Origin of the sequence: Planococcus wigleyi, assembly GCF_014836985.1 — a bacterium.
Lineage (GTDB): Bacteria > Bacillota > Bacilli > Bacillales_A > Planococcaceae > Planococcus > Planococcus notacanthi.
This window is the reverse complement of the sequence record NZ_JACSPU010000004.1, coordinates 421,017-438,624: the sequence shown is the minus strand read 5'-3', so window position 1 is coordinate 438,624 and position 17,608 is coordinate 421,017. Positions and strand designations below refer to the sequence as shown.

Below are 17,608 nucleotides of genomic sequence, written 5' to 3'. Positions count from 1 at the left end.
GGTTTTTTCGATGAAAGCAAATTATATTGAGAATTTCAATGAGTGGAGCCGGGAATTTTCCTTTTCCGCTCCGGTGCAAGTGCGGTTTTCTGAAACCGATATGTTCGGTCATGTGAACAACACGGTACCGATCGCTTATTTTGAATTTGCACGGATTGAATTCATGAAAGAGATGGGTTTGATGCAGCGCTGGTTGGAAGCTGGCAATGAATTATTTCCTGTCGTCGCGGATATGCAAGTGGATTTTGTGCAGCAAGTCTTTTTTGATGAAAAATTGAGTGTCTACGTCAAAATCGCGCGTGTCGGAACTTCTTCGGCAGATGTCCATTATTGGACTGTCAACGAAAAAGAGGAAACATGTTTCACTGGGAGAGGGACGATCGTCCAGATTTCGAAAAAGACTGGAAAAGGCCATCCTTGGTCCGAGCAAGACATCGAATTGCTGCGTGCCGAACAGTTGGCGACCGTTAAAAAATAAGTGAGTTCTTGCTATATCAATAAAAAACCTTCACTATAAGAAGAAGATGGTTTTTCAAGGAGTGGTAATTATTAATGAATGATGACAAGCAAGGCATCAGCCATGATTCAGAACGTATCGCATTCATGGAAAAGGAACTGCGTTACATTTCAGGGATCATTAAGCAAAAAGGCCGGGAGATTCTGAATTCCTATACGATTACACCACCTCAATTCGTTGCATTGCAATGGCTGTTTGAACATGGCGACATGACCATCGGCGATTTGTCGAACAAGATGTATTTAGCGTTCAGCACAACGACGGATCTGGTCGATCGCATGGAAAAGAACGAACTCGTTGTCCGTATCCGTGAAGAACAGGATCGCCGTGTCGTGCGGATCAAATTATTAAAAGAAGGCGAGCGGGTCATTGAAGAAGTGATTCAAAAGCGCCAGGAATATTTGAAAACGGTATTAGCGGATTTCACAGTAGACGAAGCGGAACAATTTGCAGCTTTGCTTGAGAAACTGCATACAAACATGAAATAGGATAGAGGCGATGACGTTGAATGCGCCAATCGGAGTAATTGATTCAGGAGTCGGTGGACTTACCGTCGCAAAGGAAATAATGAAACTATTGCCGAATGAGCAAATTTACTATATCGGTGATAATGCCAGGTGCCCTTATGGCCCGCGTCCGCTTTCGGAAGTACGGACCTATACGTGGCAAATGGCTAATGCATTGATGAAAAAGAATATAAAAATGCTGGTCATCGCTTGCAATACCGCAACAGCAGCAGCGCTGTATTCTCTTCAGAAACACTTGCCGATCCCTGTAATCGGTGTAATCTTTCCTGGAGCCAGAGCTGCAATCAAATCATCAACAACAAAAAACATTGCCGTTTTGGGCACTTTAGGGACAGTGCAAAGCGGTGCCTACGAGAAAGCAATCTTGTCGCTCGTTTCTGCTTCCCACGTCGTGCAGCTGGCATGCCCGCGTTTCGTTCCTTTGGTTGAAAGTGATGAATACGAAGGTGAATTCGCTCACCGCATTGTCCAGGATACGTTAGCGACAATTGCCCATGAAGAATTCGATACCGCCATTTTAGGCTGTACCCATTATCCGTTGCTGCAGGGATTTATTGAAGAAGTTCTTGGTGATACGGTCCATGTGTTATCTTCAGCAGAAGAGACAGCAAAGGATGTAGAACGTTACTTGAGCTATAAAGATCAATTCGCAGAATGGAAGCAGCCGCCGGTGCATCGTTTTTATACATCAGGCTCTACACAGATTTTCGGTTCCATCATCCAGAAATGGCTGGGGATTGAGGAACCGCTGATCCATTCGATTCGCTTTCCCAAAACCTGATGGCTTCCGGCTGTCAGGTTTTTGTTGTTGTCAGGGAAATATGGTAAGCTATTTGAGCATATATGAGGAGGATTTTTATGACACGAATAGATAATAGACAAACAAACGAACTGCGTCCCGTATCAGTGGACGTCGACTACTTGATTCATCCGGAAGGCTCGGTTCTGATTACTGTCGGACAGACAAAAGTCATTTGTACAGCGACGATTGAAGATAAAGTACCCGGCTTTTTACGCGGGCAAGGCAAAGGCTGGATTACTGCTGAGTACTCCATGCTGCCGCGCGCTACCAACAGCCGGAACCGCCGCGAGGCTTCAGCCGGCAAAATTGGCGGACGCACAATGGAAATCCAACGCCTGATTGGCCGTGCATTGCGTGCTGTAGTCGACCTGGAGAAGCTGGGTGAGCGTACTTTATGGATTGACTGCGACGTGATCCAGGCGGACGGTGGAACGCGCACAGCATCCATTACAGGCGCTTTTATCGCGATGACAATGGCCATCAGCAAATTAGAATTGCCGGCATTCCCGGTAACGGATTTTCTTGCAGCGACAAGTGTAGGCGTTTCTGCTGAAAATGGACCGATCCTTGATTTGAATTACGTTGAAGATTCAAGTGCGGAAGTTGATATGAACTTGGTGATGACCGGTGCAGGCCATTTTGTGGAATTGCAGGGAACAGGCGAAGAATCCACTTTCACACGTGCCCAATTGAATGAGTTATTGGATCTTGGAGAAGCGGGAATCAGCCAATTGATTGCCATGCAGCGTCAGGCATTGGGTGAAATCGCTTTGCGTGTTGGTGAAAAGGTGCCGGCAGAACTATGAAAAAAATCGTAATCGCAACTCAAAACAAAGGCAAAGCCAAAGATTTCGAAACCATGCTGTCTCCATTCGGCTATGAAGTGCTGACTTTGCGGGACGTGGCAGAGGATATGGACGTGGAAGAAACAGGCGTGACATTTGAAGAAAATGCTATTTTGAAAGCTGAAGCTGTAGCGGATGCGCTTGGCATCCCGGTTATATCAGACGACAGTGGATTGGAAATTGACGCGTTGAACGGGGAACCGGGGGTCTACTCAGCGCGCTATGCAGGCCTCGCTAAGAGCGATGACGCAAATATCGACAAAGTGCTCGAGAAATTGAGTGGCGTGCCGGACAGCGAGCGTACAGCGCGTTTCCGGTGTGTGTTGGCTGTCGCAGCTCCTGGACAGAAGACCGAAACCTTTTCGGGGTCATGCGAAGGAATGATCCTTCATGAGCGCCGAGGCAATCATGGTTTTGGCTACGATCCGATTTTCTTCGTGCCTGAACAGGATAAAGCAATGGCTGAACTTGAGCCTCATGAAAAAGCGGCAATCTCTCACCGCGGCAATGCTTTGCGCAAGTTGCAGGAAAGCCTGCCGACATGGATGAATAAACAAGAATAAATGCCTGTAAATTAATTTTAATGTTTTTTTAAAATAGCATTGACTTTTATTCAAATCATTTCTATAATTAAAATTGTCTTTCGTTAGAAAAGCGAAGCCGCCAGCATCAGCAGGCGCCACAGTCTGGACTCTAAGAAAGCTTTGGTCTCAGTAGCTCAGCTGGATAGAGCAACGCCCTTCTAAGGCGTCGGTCGGGGGTTCGAATCCCTCCTGGGACATTATAGGAATGTACATAGTACACGAAAGAAACCTCCTCATCGTTCATTGAACGGCGGGGAGGTTTCTTTGTGTATGCAACAGGTGATTTTTCATCTCTGAACTACCGGCTTCTATATGGCTTTTTATATTCGCTTTTGGCGTGAATTTTAAGGAGAGTGAAACTAAATCCTGCTTAAGACGTAATACTTATAAGGAGGTTTTTTTATGCCAGTATGTGAAAGATGCGGAACTCAATGGACTTGGAAGCAGTCGATCATGGCCTCCTGGAAAATCCATGGCCCCATGCACTGTCCGAATTGCAAAGGCAGTCAATATGCAACACCAAGATCTCGGCAACGAATGACGCTGATCAATTGGATGATTCTTTTGCCTTTGCCATTTGCAGTCATTTTGGATTTTCCATTGGTTTATACAGTCGGCATGATGATTGGATTGTTGGCAATTGGCCTGTCCCTGATTCCGAAATTTCTGCAACTGACCAGCGAACAGAAAGCTTTGTGGTGATGGGCAATCATTATTCCAACAATAAGGTTTTTATTTTCGCTCTAACGGGAATATGATATGATTATGAGATACAAAAGAGGTGGTAGGATGCGGAAGAAATATCGCGATTTAAAGCGCAAGGGGAATGTCATTGTTTTTCCGACGACCGTAACACGTTTGTTGTCTGAAGGAATGACCTATTTAAAAGAAGAAAAGTACGAAGATGCCCGTGACAGTCTATATCAAGTTTTGTCATATGAACCTGAACACGCAGCAGCCCTCGGCGGTTATGCCTATTGCCTCTATGAGCTTGGGGAATTCCAGGAAGCGCTAGAAGTGTGCCGTGAATTATTGAAGATCGGACCGATTCATTACCTGGAAACGATGGAATTATACATAAGTATTTTGATGCAAGTCCGCGAATTTGAAGAAGCGGAAAAAATGATTGAAGCTCTAATAGAAGAAAAAGTGTTGCCGGAAGAACGGCTGGAACAATTCCAGCAATTGCGTGACTTGAACGAACGCATTGCAGCAAATGCGGCATCTGAAAAAGTGGATGCTTCGAAGTACGCCATCGATACATTTTTGGCGCTTCACCCTGCGGAACAAGAGCAATTGATTCTGGATTTGCCGACGACTTCCTATCAGGCTTTGAAGAAGAAGCTGATTGCGATCATCGAACATCCGGAAGCCGATCTCTTGACGAAGACATACATATTATTCATGCTGTTCCAGGAAAAGATCGATGCGGAAGTTTCCGTCCGAAAATTTCATTACCAAGGCACATTCAGCATCAATGAATTGCCGGATCCGGTGAACAACAGCCGAATCCGGAAAATCACCGCTATCATCGACAACGAGCTGGCGAAGGATCCGACTCGTCTAGAGATGGTCAAAGAACTGTTTGAACGGCATATTTATCTATTGTATCCGTTCATCTGGGATGACTATAATGAAGAAGACGTGGCGCAGGGGTATATGGATTACACAGAAGGGCTGTTCAGCGGAATGACTTCATTCAGTGAAGACGAAAAGCTGCTCGAGCTGATTCAGCAGGCCGAACTTTGGTTCGAAATGCGCAATGGGTAGAAATAGTTGAACCTGTCGGCATGTGTGCTATAATATTGAAGTTGTCAAAATTCGTATAAAACGTAAAATGACTTTGTAGAAAATGTTTGGAGGGCTTATAATATGTCAGCAAAATGGGAAAAACAAGAAGGTAACACAGGGGTTCTTACAGTTGAAGTTCCTGCAGAAGAAGTAAACGCCGGTCTTGATAAAGCGTTTAAGAAAGTTGTTAAAGAAATTAACGTACCAGGTTTCCGTAAAGGAAAAATGCCTCGTCAAATGTTCGAAAAACGTTTTGGCGTAGAATCACTTTACCAGGACGCTTTGGATTTCATCTTGCCTGACGCTTACGCGAATGCAGTTGAAGAAGCAGGAATCAACCCGGTTGACCGTCCTGAAATCGACATTGAAACAATCGAAAAAGGCCAGCCTCTTGTATTTACAGCGAAAGTGATTGTAAAACCAGAAGTTGAGCTTGGCGAATACAAAGGTCTTGAAGCATCGAAACCTGATACTGAAGTGACTGACGAAGACATCGAAAACCAGTTGAAAGAAAACCAGGAGCGTATGGCTGAGTTGACTGTTAAAGAAGACGAAGCAATCGTTGAAGGCGATACAGCTGTTATCGATTTCGAAGGATTTGTTGATGGAGAAGCTTTTGAAGGCGGCCAAGGAAATGATTATTCCCTTGAAATCGGATCAAACTCTTTCATCCCTGGATTTGAAGAGCAATTGGTAGGCGTTAAAGCTGGAGAAGAAAAAGACGTTGAAGTCACTTTCCCAGAAGAATACCACGCTGCTGAACTTGCAGGCAAAGCTGCAACATTCAAAGTGAAAGTAAACGAAGTTAAAGGCAAGGAACTTCCAGAGTTGAACGACGAGTTCGCTAAAGAAATCGACCCTGAAGTGGAAAGCCTTGAAGCGCTTCGCACGAAAATGAAAGAAAGCCTGATTGCTGAGAAGAAATCTGCTGCTGATGCAACGCTTCGCGACGAATTGGTTCAAAAAGCTGCTGAAAACGCAACAATCGATATTCCTCATGCAATGATCCACACAGAAATGGACCGTATGATGAGTGATTTCGAACAGCGTTTAACTCAACAAGGCATGAACCTTGAATTATACTTCCAGTTCTCTGGGCAAGACGAAGCTGCACTTCGTGAGCAAATGCACGGTGATGCTGAAACACGCGTACGCGTTTCATTGACACTTGAAGCTATTGCTGAAGCTGAAAACATGCAAGTTACTTCAGAAGACATCGACAAAGAGCTTGAAAAAATGGCTGGTCAATTCAACATGGACATTGAACAGATCAAAACAGCTCTAGGTGGAACTGAAATGCTTGAGAACGATATCCGCATGCAGAACACAGTTGAGTTCCTAGTGGACAACGCTAAAATCGCTGAATAACACATAAGCAACATATAAAGAATTAGGAAACAAGGTGCGGAGACGCACCTTGTTTTCCACTACATAGAACACTGGAATTATACTTAGGATGCCAAGAAATTGACTGTGAATCTAATTAGTTGCTACAATTACGATAATCTTGTAAGATAATGGCTTGAATAGGGGTGAATACATTGTTCAAATTCAATGACGAGAAAGAGCATTTAAAATGTTCATTTTGTGGTAAACCACAGGAGCAAGTTCGTAAACTGGTCGCAGGACCAGGTGTTTATATTTGTGACGAATGTATTGAGCTTTGTACGGAAATCGTAGAAGAAGAGCTTGGTACAGACGAAGAAGTAGAATTCAAAGAAGTGCCTAAGCCAAAAGAAATTCTGGATATTTTAAATGGCTATGTCATCGGCCAGGAAAAAGCGAAGAAATCGTTGGCTGTAGCAGTTTATAACCACTACAAACGCGTCAACTCAAACAGCAAAATCGATGATGTCGAGTTGTCGAAATCTAATATTGTGTTGATCGGACCAACAGGAAGCGGGAAAACCTTGCTTGCACAAACTTTGGCCCGCATTCTGAATGTGCCGTTTGCGATTGCAGACGCAACTTCATTGACTGAAGCTGGTTATGTCGGAGAAGACGTAGAAAACATTCTACTAAAGCTGATCCAAGCTGCAGACTATGATGTGGAGCGCGCAGAAAAAGGAATCATCTATATTGATGAGATCGACAAAGTGGCACGCAAATCCGAAAACCCATCGATTACACGCGATGTTTCCGGTGAAGGCGTACAGCAGGCCCTTCTGAAGATTTTGGAAGGAACCACTGCAAGTGTTCCACCTCAGGGCGGACGCAAGCATCCACATCAGGAATTCATCCAAATCGATACGACGAACGTTCTGTTCATCGTAGGCGGTGCTTTCGATGGAGTAGACCAAATCATCAAACGCCGTCTCGGCAATAAAATCATCGGTTTCGGTGCAGATCCGAACAAGGAAGAATTGGATGAGAAATCATTGCTTAGCCAATTGATTCCGGAAGATCTGTTGAAATTTGGTTTGATTCCAGAGTTCATCGGCCGTTTGCCTGTATTGGCAAGCCTTGAGCAATTGGATGAAAAAGCTTTGGTTGAAATCTTGACTGAACCGAAGAATGCATTGATCAAGCAATATCAGAAGATGATGGAACTTGATGGCGTTAAATTGACTTTCGAGCCTGGTGCACTTGTTGAAATTGCGAAATTGGCAATTGAACGCAAAACCGGTGCCCGTGGACTTCGTTCAATTATCGAGAATATCATGCTTGAAGTGATGTTTGACCTGCCTTCACGTGAAGACATCGTTGAATGTGTCATCACAAAAGAAACTGTTGCGGATAGCGTACAGCCTAAACTGATTTTGGAAGATGGCTCCGTATTCGTCAACGACAATAATGAGAAAACATCCGCGTAAAATGAGTGGAACTTCACGCAGTGGAAAAGTCTCACTGAGTGGCAGTTGAACCAATCAAAAGGATGATACGGGCTGACTCTGATCGTGCGCATCCGCGCATTTCGGAGTTGGCCCGTTTTTATTAGAAAAGCGGAAGCACCTGTCAAGGCTGCGATATGTCTTATAACCTTAAAAACTTACTTACGATTGTTTCTTGTTGAAAATATTCCCGGAGGTGACTTCCCAGATGGCGAAGAAAAAAGTGACGAAAAGTGTGCCATTACTGCCATTGCGCGGACTTCTTGTATTCCCGACGATGGTATTGCATATAGATGTAGGCCGTGAGCGTTCGGTGGCTGCATTGGAACAGGCATTGCTGGATGACAACATCATCTTTTTGGCAACTCAAAAAGACATGAGTACAGAGCAGCCGGAGAAAGACGATCTCCACAAAATCGGTACGCTGGCATATGTCAAGCAGATGCTGAAATTGCCGAATGGCACAATCCGTGTACTGGTTGAAGGTTTGGAACGCGGACAAATGAAGAACTACGAGGAAGGGGAAGACTTCACGATTGTTGAAGTGACTTCTTTCCCGGACGAAACAGAAAGAGATGCAGAACAAGACGCCCTAATGCGTTTGTTGCTTGAGCATTTTGAGAACTACGCGAAGAGCTCGAAAAAAGTCAGCACAGAAACGTATAATACCGTTGCTGATATTGAAGAGCCTGGCCGTTTGGCGGATATGGTCGCTTCCCATCTTTCGATGAAAGTGGCTGCCAAGCAGGAAGTTTTGGAAACATTCGATATCAGCAAACGCTTAGAGCTTTTGATTACCCGTCTCCATAGTGAACAGGAAGTCGTAGATCTGGAAAAACGGATCAACCTTCGTGTGAAAAAAGCGATGGAGCAGACGCAAAAAGAATTTTATTTGCGCGAGCAGATGAAAGCGATCCAAACGGAACTTGGCGACAAAGACGGCAAATCAGCTGAAGTGGTCGATCTGAAAAAACGGATCGAAGAAGCGAAAATGCCGGAATCCACTCAAAAAGTGGCTTTCAAAGAACTGGACCGTTACGAGAAACTTCCTTCCGCAGCTGCAGAAAGCGGCATTATCCGCAATTATATCGAGTGGTTGGTAACGATTCCGTGGTCGGAAGCGACAGATGATCGTCTGGATATCAAATACGCAGAAGAAGTGTTGGACCGTGACCATGATGGACTGGAAAGCGTCAAAGAACGCGTACTGGAATACTTGGCTGTCCAGCAGATGACCAATTCATTGCGTGGCCCAATTCTTTGTCTGGTCGGACCTCCGGGTGTCGGGAAAACGTCCTTGGCGAAATCGATCGCCGAATCCCTGGACCGCAAATTTGTCCGCGTTTCACTTGGCGGCGTCCGCGATGAATCGGAAATCCGAGGCCATCGCCGGACGTATGTCGGTGCGATGCCAGGCCGTATCATACAAGGAATGAAAAAAGCGGGAACCGTTAACCCGGTCTTCCTGTTGGATGAAATCGATAAGATGTCGAATGATTTCCGCGGCGATCCATCTTCGGCGATGCTGGAAGTATTGGATCCAGAACAGAATAATTCGTTCAGTGACCATTACATTGAAGAAACGTATGATCTTTCCAATGTGCTTTTCATCGCGACAGCCAATGATTTAGGATCAATTCCTGGACCGCTGCGTGACCGGATGGAAGTCATTTCAATTGCGGGCTACACAGAAGTCGAAAAACAAATGATCGCTAAAAACCATTTGGCACCGAAGCAAATGAAAGAACATGGTTTGACGGAAGAACAGTTGCAGTTTGATGACGAAGCTTTGCTTAATATCGTCCGCTACTATACGCGCGAAGCGGGTGTCCGTGGACTGGAACGCCAAATCGCTTCAATCTGCCGCAAAGTAACCAAGCAAATTGTCTCAAAAGAGAAAGACCAAGTGAAAGTCGGCGCAGAAGAAGTGGAATCGTACCTTGGAAAACGCAAATTCCGTTACGGAATGGCTGAAACAGAAAACCAAATCGGCGTGGCTACTGGCCTTGCCTATACAACAGTCGGCGGGGACACGCTTCAAATCGAAGTTTCGCTGTCAGCCGGCAAAGGCAAATTGCAGTTGACCGGTAAACTGGGGGACGTCATGAAAGAATCTGCACAAACGGCATTGTCGTTTGTCCGTGCCCGTGCTGAATCTCTGGGGATCGATCCGAATTTCCATGAATCGCACGATATCCATATCCACGTTCCGGAAGGCGCTGTTCCAAAAGACGGCCCTTCAGCGGGGATTACCATCGCGACTGCTTTGGTATCTGCTTTAACGAAACGTCCGATCCGCCGTGAAGTCGGCATGACGGGTGAAATCACCTTGCGCGGCCGCGTTCTGCCAATCGGCGGAATCAAGGAAAAAACCTTGAGTGCGCACCGTGCTGGATTGAAAACCATCATCTTGCCGCTTGACAATGAGCGTGACCTGGAAGATATACCAGAAACAATCCGTGAAGAGCTGACCTTTAAACTGGTTTCTCAAGCGGATGAGGCATTGGAAATTGCCTTAGAAGGAGAAAATGAATGAAAGTTAATCATGTAGAACTAGTCATCAGTGCCGTCCGTCCGGATCAATATCCGGAAGACGGTTTACCGGAATTCGCTTTAGCCGGACGTTCAAACGTCGGGAAATCGTCTTTCATCAACAAAATGATCGGGCGCAAAAGCATGGCGCGCATCTCATCTAAACCCGGCAAGACACAGACCTTGAACTTCTATAAAATTGAAGAAAAGCTGTTCTATGTCGATGTTCCCGGATACGGCTATGCCAAAGTATCAAAAAGCGAACGGGAAGCATGGGGCAAGATGATTGAAAGGTACATCACAGACCGCGAACCATTGCGTGCTGTGATCCAAATCGTCGACTTGCGCCATCCGCCAAGCAGAGACGATATCGCGATGTATGATTTCATGAAGCATTACGGCATTCCATGCATCATTATCGCGACCAAAGCGGATAAAATTCCAAAAGGCAAATGGGACAAGCACAAGAAAATTGTGCGCACCACATTGGATATGGATAAAACCGATCCATTGATCATTTTTTCGTCTGAAACCGGTCTCGGCAAAGACGAAGCCTGGAAAGAAATCGAAAGCAGAATGCAATAAATTCAAGCGCAGCCTCCGGGCTGTGCTTTTTTTATTGGAAATAGCTCCTTCTTCCATAGATTTCCCTCTGCCTAACTGCTCTTCAATCGCCCGCCTGAAGCGAATCCATCTCTCGCGATAGTTTGAGTTGACAGGTAATTCCGACTAAGAGCGTTATACTTGTAGACGTCAGACACCTTTGCTACTATTAATTTATAATAATTATAAATAAGGACTATATTCATGCCTTGTTCACAAATTCAAAGGCATTTTAAAGATGATAAGTGGTATACTAAATCTAGAGGAAATATGAACGTGAAAGGTGTTTTGTACCCATGCATACATTAGTAGTCGGGGTGAATTATCGCTCTGCACCCGTGGAAATTCGCGAAAAGCTTTCATTTATTGAAAATGAGCTGCCACAGGCGATGCAGGCGTTAAAAGAACAAAAAAGCATATTGGAGAACGTGATCGTGTCCACTTGTAACCGGACGGAAATCTATGCGGTCGTGGATCAGCTTCACACTGGGAAGTATTATGTGAAGCAATTTCTTGCTGACTATTTTGGCTTGCCACAAGAAGCCATTTCCCAGTATTTATTTGTCCATGAGCAAGATCAAGCAATTGAACACTTATTCCGTGTAACAGCCGGCATCGACTCAATGGTATTGGGTGAAACGCAGATTCTTGGGCAAGTAAAAAACAGTTTCCTTGCAGGCCAAGAGCACGGCACTACAGGTACGGTGTTTAATCAATTGTTCAAGCAAGCTGTTACATTGGCGAAAAGAGCGCATTCTGAAACGGCCATCGGCGAAAATGCCGTGTCGGTATCGTATGCAGCAGTTGAACTCGGCAAGAAGATTTTTGGTACGCTTAAAAACAAACATGTTGTTATTTTAGGTGCCGGAAAAATGGGTGAATTGGCCATCAAGAACTTGCAGGGGAGCGGAGCTGACCGTATCACTGTCATTAACCGTACATTCGAGAAAGCGGAACTGTTGGCAGACAAATTCGGCGGCAATGCAAAACCGTTGAACCAATTGCAATGCGCATTGCTGGAAGCGGACATTCTGATTTCATCAACCGGCTCGACTGACTTTGTCATCGATCTTGAATTGATGCAGTTTGTGGAAAAACTACGCAAAGGCAAACCGTTATTCATGGTGGATATCGCAGTTCCACGTGATATGGATCCACGCATCGGCGACTTGCCGAATGTCTTCTTGTACGACATTGATGACATGCAAGGCATCGTAGAAGCGAATTTGGCAGAACGTGAACGCGCGGCTGGCCAAATCATGACCATGATCGATCAGGAAGCACTTCAGTTCAACGACTGGCTGACAACGCTTGGCGTTGTTCCGGTAATTTCTGCGCTGCGCCAAAAAGCGCTTGGCATACAGGCTGAGACCATGGCAAGCATTGAAAACAAAATGCCGGATCTGACTGACCGTGAAAAGAAAATTCTCAACAAACACACCAAATCGATTATCAATCAATTGTTGAAAGATCCGATTCTGCAAGCGAAAGAAATGGGCGGAGCGCCTAAGTCACGTGAACAATTGGAATTATTCATGCAAATTTTCGGGATCGAAGAAGACGTTGAAAAAGAAATTGAAAAGCAGTCGCAAGCTGCACAAAAGAAAACGGAAAAAGCCGTTCTCGAAACCCAACAAGCAACTGAAACTCCCAAATATTCATTTTAAGCTTTCTTAAAGAGGCGTTTTCGGATCTATATGTTAAAATGTAGAGACGGAACGCCTTTAACTATGGAAACGAAGGGGAATGGGATGGCTGATATAACAATGGCAAGGCTGCACGAAGCTATGGTTATACTATATGCTGTCAGCCTTGTTTTTTATTTTATAGATTACTTATATAAAGAGAAAAGAGCCAGCCGGATAGCCATGACGCTGCTCGGCATTGTATGGGTGCTGCAGACGGTCTTCCTGGTGCTGTATATCGTTGAGACTCAACGATTTCCGATACTGACTTTATTCGAAGGCATTTATTTTTATGCCTGGTTGCTGGTGACGCTGTCGCTCGTATTGAGGATTTTCTACCGTTTTGATTTTGCTGTATTCTTCATCAACATCATTGGATTCATCTTCATGACGATCCACACCTTCGCGCCGGTCCAGATCGAGCGTTCGCCTGTCGGGGAATCGCTGGTCTCGGAATTATTGTTCATCCATATCAGTTTCGCGATTTTATCCTATGTGGCATTTTCCTTGTCATTCGTTTTTTCGGCGCTTCACATGATCCTTTACCGATTATTGAAGCAGAAAAAATGGACAAAGCAATGGAGCAGCTTGCCGTCACTCAGCCAAACACAGCAATTTATGACGATTTCGATTCTCGTCGGGATTTCGCTGCTGTTCGTGTCATTGGTGCTCGGGCTGCAATGGGCATTTATTTCACTTGCTGCATTTTCTATCTTCGACATGAAGATTGTCGGATCGTTCATCTTGCTGGTGGTCTACAGCTTTGTGCTGTGGTGGCACCGCAAAGGCTCGTTGAATGGGATGAATTACGCGCTGGCACATACGTATGCATTTTTATTGCTGCTGATCAATTTCTTTTTAGGCAGCCGATTATCTGAATTTCATTTTTGGTATTAAAGAAGGGTAGGATTCATTTGAGAAAAATTATTGTAGGTTCTAGAAGAAGCAAGCTGGCATTGACACAAACCAACCAGTTCATCGAAAAAATGAAAGCGGCGGGATCGCCTTTTGAATTTGAAATCAAGGAAATCGTTACGAAAGGCGATCGCATTGTCGACGTCATGCTATCAAAAGTCGGCGGTAAAGGTCTTTTCGTCAAAGAAATCGAACAGGCGCTGTTCAATAAAGAAATCGATTTTGCTGTCCACAGCATGAAGGATATGCCTTCTGTCTTGCCGGAAAGCCTGACTATCGGCTGTATTCCAGAACGTGAAGATCCGCGCGACGCTTATATCGCCAACGGCCATGTGAAATTATTGGAACTTCCGGTTGGAGCAGTTGTTGGGACAAGCAGCTTGCGCCGCAGTTCACAGCTTTTGCTGTTGCGTCCAGACCTTGATATCCAATGGATCCGCGGCAACATCGATACACGTCTTGCGAAATTGCAGGCAGGCGATTTTGATGCCATCATTTTGGCTGCAGCCGGCTTGAAACGCATGGGGTGGAAAGATGACTTGGTTACAGAATTCCTGGAAGTCGACGAATGCCTTCCGGCTATCGGACAAGGCGCATTAGGGATTGAATGCCGCGAAGACGATACAGAACTTTTGGCGGAACTGGCTAAATTGAATCATGAAGAAACCGCCTTGGCTGTTAATGCAGAGCGTAAATTCCTGCGTGACATGGACGGAAGCTGCCAAGTGCCGATTGCAGGATACGGAACAGTGAAAGATGGGGAAATTACATTTACAGGATTGATTTCTTCGCCGGAAGCGGATCAGGTATTCAAGGAAACATCAATCAGCCGTGACCCAATTCAAGCAGGCCGTGAAGTGGCTGAGAAAATCAGTGCACAAGGCGGATACGATTTGATTCAACGCGTTAAAGCTGAGAGCAATGTCTGATAAAGATCTTTTGCTTCAAGGCGAAACCATCGTTTTCACCGGTTCGAGAGAGCCGGAGGAAGCGGTTCGCCGTGCACAATCACTAGGAGCGGAAACGCTTTATGTGCCGCTCGTCACCACCTTGATCCGCCGGTTGGACAAGCCGGACCTCGGTGGCTACGACTGGCTGATTTTCACGAGCCGCACCAGTGCACAGGCATTTTGCCAGCTCGATGAAAACGTGACCGCGAAAATTGCGGCTGTCGGCGACCAGACGGCTGCTGTGCTGCAGCAGCATGGCTACACCGTTGATTTCATCCCGCGGGTTTTTAGTGCCGATCATTTCATTCAGGAGTTTCCGGTGGTTTCCGGCAAAGTCAAATGCCTGTTCATCAAAGGCAATTTAGCGAAAAACACGATTGCTTCGATGCATATGCAAGTGGACGAGTGGACGGTTTATGATACCGTGCTGGACTTGAAGAATGCGGAAAAGCTAGTGCAACTGAAAGATGTCATCATTCTATTCGCCAGTCCTTCTGCTGTGTCGGCTTACCGGCAGGCAGGAGGAGACTGGTCGAATATCCGTACCGCTGCCATTGGCCATGTTACACAAGGGGCTATCGAGGCAAACGGCGGAAAAGTCGATTTTACTCCGAAGAAATACACTTATATGGAAGTCATCAATGAAATAGCGAAAGGAAGTTTTTCAAAATGAAAGAATTGAATTTTAATCGCCATCGCCGTTTGCGTGGTTCTGCCAATATCCGTTCAATGGTCCGCGAAACGAGCTTACATAAAGAGGATTTCATTTATCCGATTTTTGTCGTTGAAGGCGAGAACATTAAAGAAGAAATTTCTTCAATGCCGGGTGTTTTCCATTACTCATTGGATAAATTAGGCGAGGAACTGGACGAAGTTGTAGATCTTGGAATTCCTTCTGTTATTTTGTTCGGTGTGCCAAATGAAAAAGATGCGGTCGGTTCGCAAGCTTATCACGACCATGGCATTACACAGGAAGCGATCCGCTTTGCGAAAGAACGCCATCCGGAATTGGTGGTTATCGCTGATACTTGCCTTTGCCAATATACCGATCATGGCCATTGCGGTGTAATCGAAAATGGCGTCATCTTGAACGATGAATCCCTTGATTTGTTGGCGCGCACTGCCGTGTCTCAAGCAAAAGCAGGAGCTGACATCATTGCGCCGTCGAATATGATGGACGGCTTTGTTGCAGCGATCCGTTATGGACTGGACCAAGCCGGTTTTGAAAACACACCGATCATGTCTTACGGCGTCAAGTATTCATCCGCCTATTACGGACCTTTCCGTGAGGCAGCACACAGCACTCCTCAATTCGGAGACCGCAAAACCTACCAAATGGATCCGGCAAACCGCATGGAAGCATTGCGTGAAGCCACTTCTGACATTCAGGAAGGCGCAGATTTCATGATCGTCAAACCGGCATTGTCTTATTTGGACATCATCCGTGAAGTACGCGATAATTTTGATATTCCGATTGTTGCTTACAATGTTTCTGGCGAATACGCCATGGTCAAAGCAGCAGCGGCAAACGGTTGGATCGATGAAGAGAAAATCGTTTTGGAAACACTGCTCAGCATGAAGCGCGCAGGAGCAGATATCGTGATGACGTATCACGCAAAAGATGCAGCACGCTGGCTGGAGGGAACTAAATGACATACGAAAAATCATTGGCAGCATTCACTGAAGCAAAAAAATTAATGCCGGGCGGCGTCAACAGTCCGGTCCGTGCGTTTAAATCGGTCAACATGGACCCGATTTTCATGCAATCCGGCAGCGGGGCAACCATCACCGATATTGATGGCAATACGTATATTGACTATGTCCTGTCTTGGGGACCGCTGATTTTGGGCCATGCCCATCCGGAAGTGGTCAAGGCGATTCAGGAAACGGCAGCGCTTGGAACTTCGTTCGGCGCACCGACTGAACTTGAAAATACCATGGCCAAGTTGGTTATGGAACGTGTCCCTTCGATTGAAATGGTCCGCATGGTTTCATCCGGAACAGAAGCGACAATGAGCGCATTGCGTGTGGCACGTGGCTACACGGGACGCGACAAGATCCTGAAATTTGAAGGCTGCTACCATGGCCATGGCGATAGCCTGTTGATCAAAGCCGGGTCAGGCGTTGCGACTTTAGGATTGCCTGATTCTCCAGGAGTTCCAGAATCGATCGCTAAAAACACCATTACAGTTCCATATAACGATCTGGAAAGCGTGCGTTTGGCATTCCAGGAATTCGGCGACGATTTGGCTGCAGTCATTGTCGAGCCGGTTGCCGGCAATATGGGCGTTGTGCCGCCAAATGAAGGCTTTTTGACAGAGCTTCGCAATTTGACTCATGAAAATGGCACGATTTTGATTTTTGATGAAGTCATGACCGGTTTCCGTGTCGGCTTTAATTGTGCACAAGGCTATTTCGGCGTTACCCCGGACATGACGTGCCTCGGCAAAGTCATCGGCGGCGGGTTGCCTGTTGGGGCATTCGGCGGCAAGCGTGAAATCATGCAACAAGTGGCACCAAGCGGGTCGATCTATCAGGCAGGTACGTTGTCGGGCAATCCGCTTGCAATGCGGGCAGGATACGAAACGCTGTCCCGTTTGACGGAAGAAAGCTATGACGTCTTTATCGAACGCGGCGACCAGCTTGAAAAAGGATTCCGTGAAGCGGCGACGAAATACAACATCCCGCATACCGTGAACCGTGCAGGATCAATGATCGGTTTCTTCTTCACAAATGAAGACGTAGTCGATTTTGAATCAGCAAAAACTTCGGACACCGAGTTGTTCGCAGATTATTACCGCTTGATGGCGGAAGAAGGCATCTTCCTGCCGCCGTCCCAGTTTGAAGGCATGTTCCTATCGACTGCCCATACGGAAGAGCATATTGCGAAAACCGTTGAAGCATTCCATACCGTATTTGCTAAACTGGCACGTTAATAAAAGAAAAACAGGCCGAGGCTTCTGGAATTTTCAGAGGCCCCGGTTTTTTGTATGGAAAGAACACCGAACGCCAGCCTGCATACTCCA

At 45.9% G+C, this 17,608-nt stretch carries 17 protein-coding genes and 1 tRNA gene; all 18 read left to right on the top strand.

The features are described 5' to 3' along the window. Positions 1–10 precede the first annotated feature (10 nt). The 18 genes from H9630_RS13570 (at position 11) to hemL (ending at position 17,518) form a co-directional block, all read left to right on the top strand. On the top strand, positions 11–478 hold the full coding sequence (locus H9630_RS13570) for an acyl-CoA thioesterase (RefSeq protein ID WP_191715999.1): 468 nt from the start codon (positions 11–13) through the stop codon (positions 476–478). 74 nt (positions 479–552) lie between these two features. Continuing rightward, positions 553–1,005 (top strand): MarR family winged helix-turn-helix transcriptional regulator, encoded by a 453-nt coding sequence (locus H9630_RS13565; RefSeq protein WP_191715998.1) that lies wholly within the window; start codon positions 553–555, stop codon positions 1,003–1,005. 16 nt (positions 1,006–1,021) lie between these two features. Further along, positions 1,022–1,825, top strand: a complete 804-nt coding sequence (gene racE / locus H9630_RS13560; protein WP_191716075.1) for a glutamate racemase — start codon at positions 1,022–1,024, stop codon at positions 1,823–1,825. Between the two features lie 77 nt (positions 1,826–1,902). After that, positions 1,903–2,652 (top strand): ribonuclease PH, encoded by a 750-nt coding sequence (gene rph / locus H9630_RS13555; RefSeq protein ID WP_191715997.1) that lies wholly within the window; start codon positions 1,903–1,905, stop codon positions 2,650–2,652. Next, positions 2,649–3,254, top strand: a complete 606-nt coding sequence (locus tag H9630_RS13550) for an XTP/dITP diphosphatase (RefSeq protein WP_191715996.1) — start codon at positions 2,649–2,651, stop codon at positions 3,252–3,254. Before rph ends, H9630_RS13550 begins: the two co-directional genes overlap by 4 nt. Positions 3,255–3,398: 144 nt before the next feature. Beyond that, a tRNA-Arg gene (locus H9630_RS13545) sits at positions 3,399–3,472 on the top strand. 205 nt (positions 3,473–3,677) lie between these two features. Further along, positions 3,678–3,977 (top strand): TIGR04104 family putative zinc finger protein, encoded by a 300-nt coding sequence (locus tag H9630_RS13540; protein ID WP_191715995.1) that lies wholly within the window; start codon positions 3,678–3,680, stop codon positions 3,975–3,977. 87 nt (positions 3,978–4,064) lie between these two features. After that, positions 4,065–5,045: a tetratricopeptide repeat protein gene (locus H9630_RS13535; RefSeq protein ID WP_191715994.1), complete on the top strand. Its 981-nt coding sequence runs from the start codon at positions 4,065–4,067 to the stop codon at positions 5,043–5,045. A gap of 102 nt (positions 5,046–5,147) precedes the next feature. Beyond that, positions 5,148–6,434: a trigger factor gene (gene tig / locus H9630_RS13530; RefSeq protein WP_191715993.1), complete on the top strand. Its 1,287-nt coding sequence runs from the start codon at positions 5,148–5,150 to the stop codon at positions 6,432–6,434. Positions 6,435–6,607: 173 nt separating this feature from the next. After that, positions 6,608–7,879, top strand: coding sequence for an ATP-dependent protease ATP-binding subunit ClpX (clpX, locus tag H9630_RS13525; RefSeq protein WP_191715992.1), 1,272 nt, complete (start codon positions 6,608–6,610; stop codon positions 7,877–7,879). A 226-nt stretch (positions 7,880–8,105) separates the two neighbouring features. Beyond that, positions 8,106–10,433 carry an endopeptidase La gene (lon, locus tag H9630_RS13520; protein ID WP_191715991.1) on the top strand — a complete coding sequence of 776 codons (2,328 nt, stop codon included), beginning with the start codon at positions 8,106–8,108 and terminating at the stop codon, positions 10,431–10,433. Continuing rightward, entirely contained in the window at positions 10,430–11,014 is a 585-nt protein-coding gene (gene yihA / locus H9630_RS13515; protein ID WP_191715990.1) for a ribosome biogenesis GTP-binding protein YihA/YsxC, read from the top strand. Before lon ends, yihA begins: the two co-directional genes overlap by 4 nt. A gap of 314 nt (positions 11,015–11,328) precedes the next feature. Continuing rightward, a complete protein-coding gene (hemA, locus tag H9630_RS13510) occupies positions 11,329–12,699 on the top strand; it encodes a glutamyl-tRNA reductase (RefSeq protein ID WP_191715989.1) in 1,371 nt (456 codons plus the stop codon). 84 nt (positions 12,700–12,783) lie between these two features. Then, positions 12,784–13,614, top strand: coding sequence for a cytochrome c biogenesis protein CcsA (gene ccsA / locus H9630_RS13505; protein ID WP_191715988.1), 831 nt, complete (start codon positions 12,784–12,786; stop codon positions 13,612–13,614). A 17-nt stretch (positions 13,615–13,631) separates the two neighbouring features. Continuing rightward, a complete protein-coding gene (gene hemC / locus H9630_RS13500) occupies positions 13,632–14,561 on the top strand; it encodes a hydroxymethylbilane synthase (protein ID WP_191715987.1) in 930 nt (309 codons plus the stop codon). Then, the gene (locus H9630_RS13495; RefSeq protein WP_191715986.1) at positions 14,554–15,255 is read left to right on the top strand and encodes a uroporphyrinogen-III synthase; all 702 of its coding nucleotides are present in this window, start codon (positions 14,554–14,556) and stop codon (positions 15,253–15,255) included. Before hemC ends, H9630_RS13495 begins: the two co-directional genes overlap by 8 nt. Further along, positions 15,252–16,235, top strand: a complete 984-nt coding sequence (hemB, locus tag H9630_RS13490; RefSeq protein ID WP_191715985.1) for a porphobilinogen synthase — start codon at positions 15,252–15,254, stop codon at positions 16,233–16,235. Before H9630_RS13495 ends, hemB begins: the two co-directional genes overlap by 4 nt. Continuing rightward, the gene (gene hemL / locus H9630_RS13485) at positions 16,232–17,518 is read left to right on the top strand and encodes a glutamate-1-semialdehyde 2,1-aminomutase (protein WP_191715984.1); all 1,287 of its coding nucleotides are present in this window, start codon (positions 16,232–16,234) and stop codon (positions 17,516–17,518) included. Before hemB ends, hemL begins: the two co-directional genes overlap by 4 nt. Positions 17,519–17,608 lie beyond the last annotated feature (90 nt).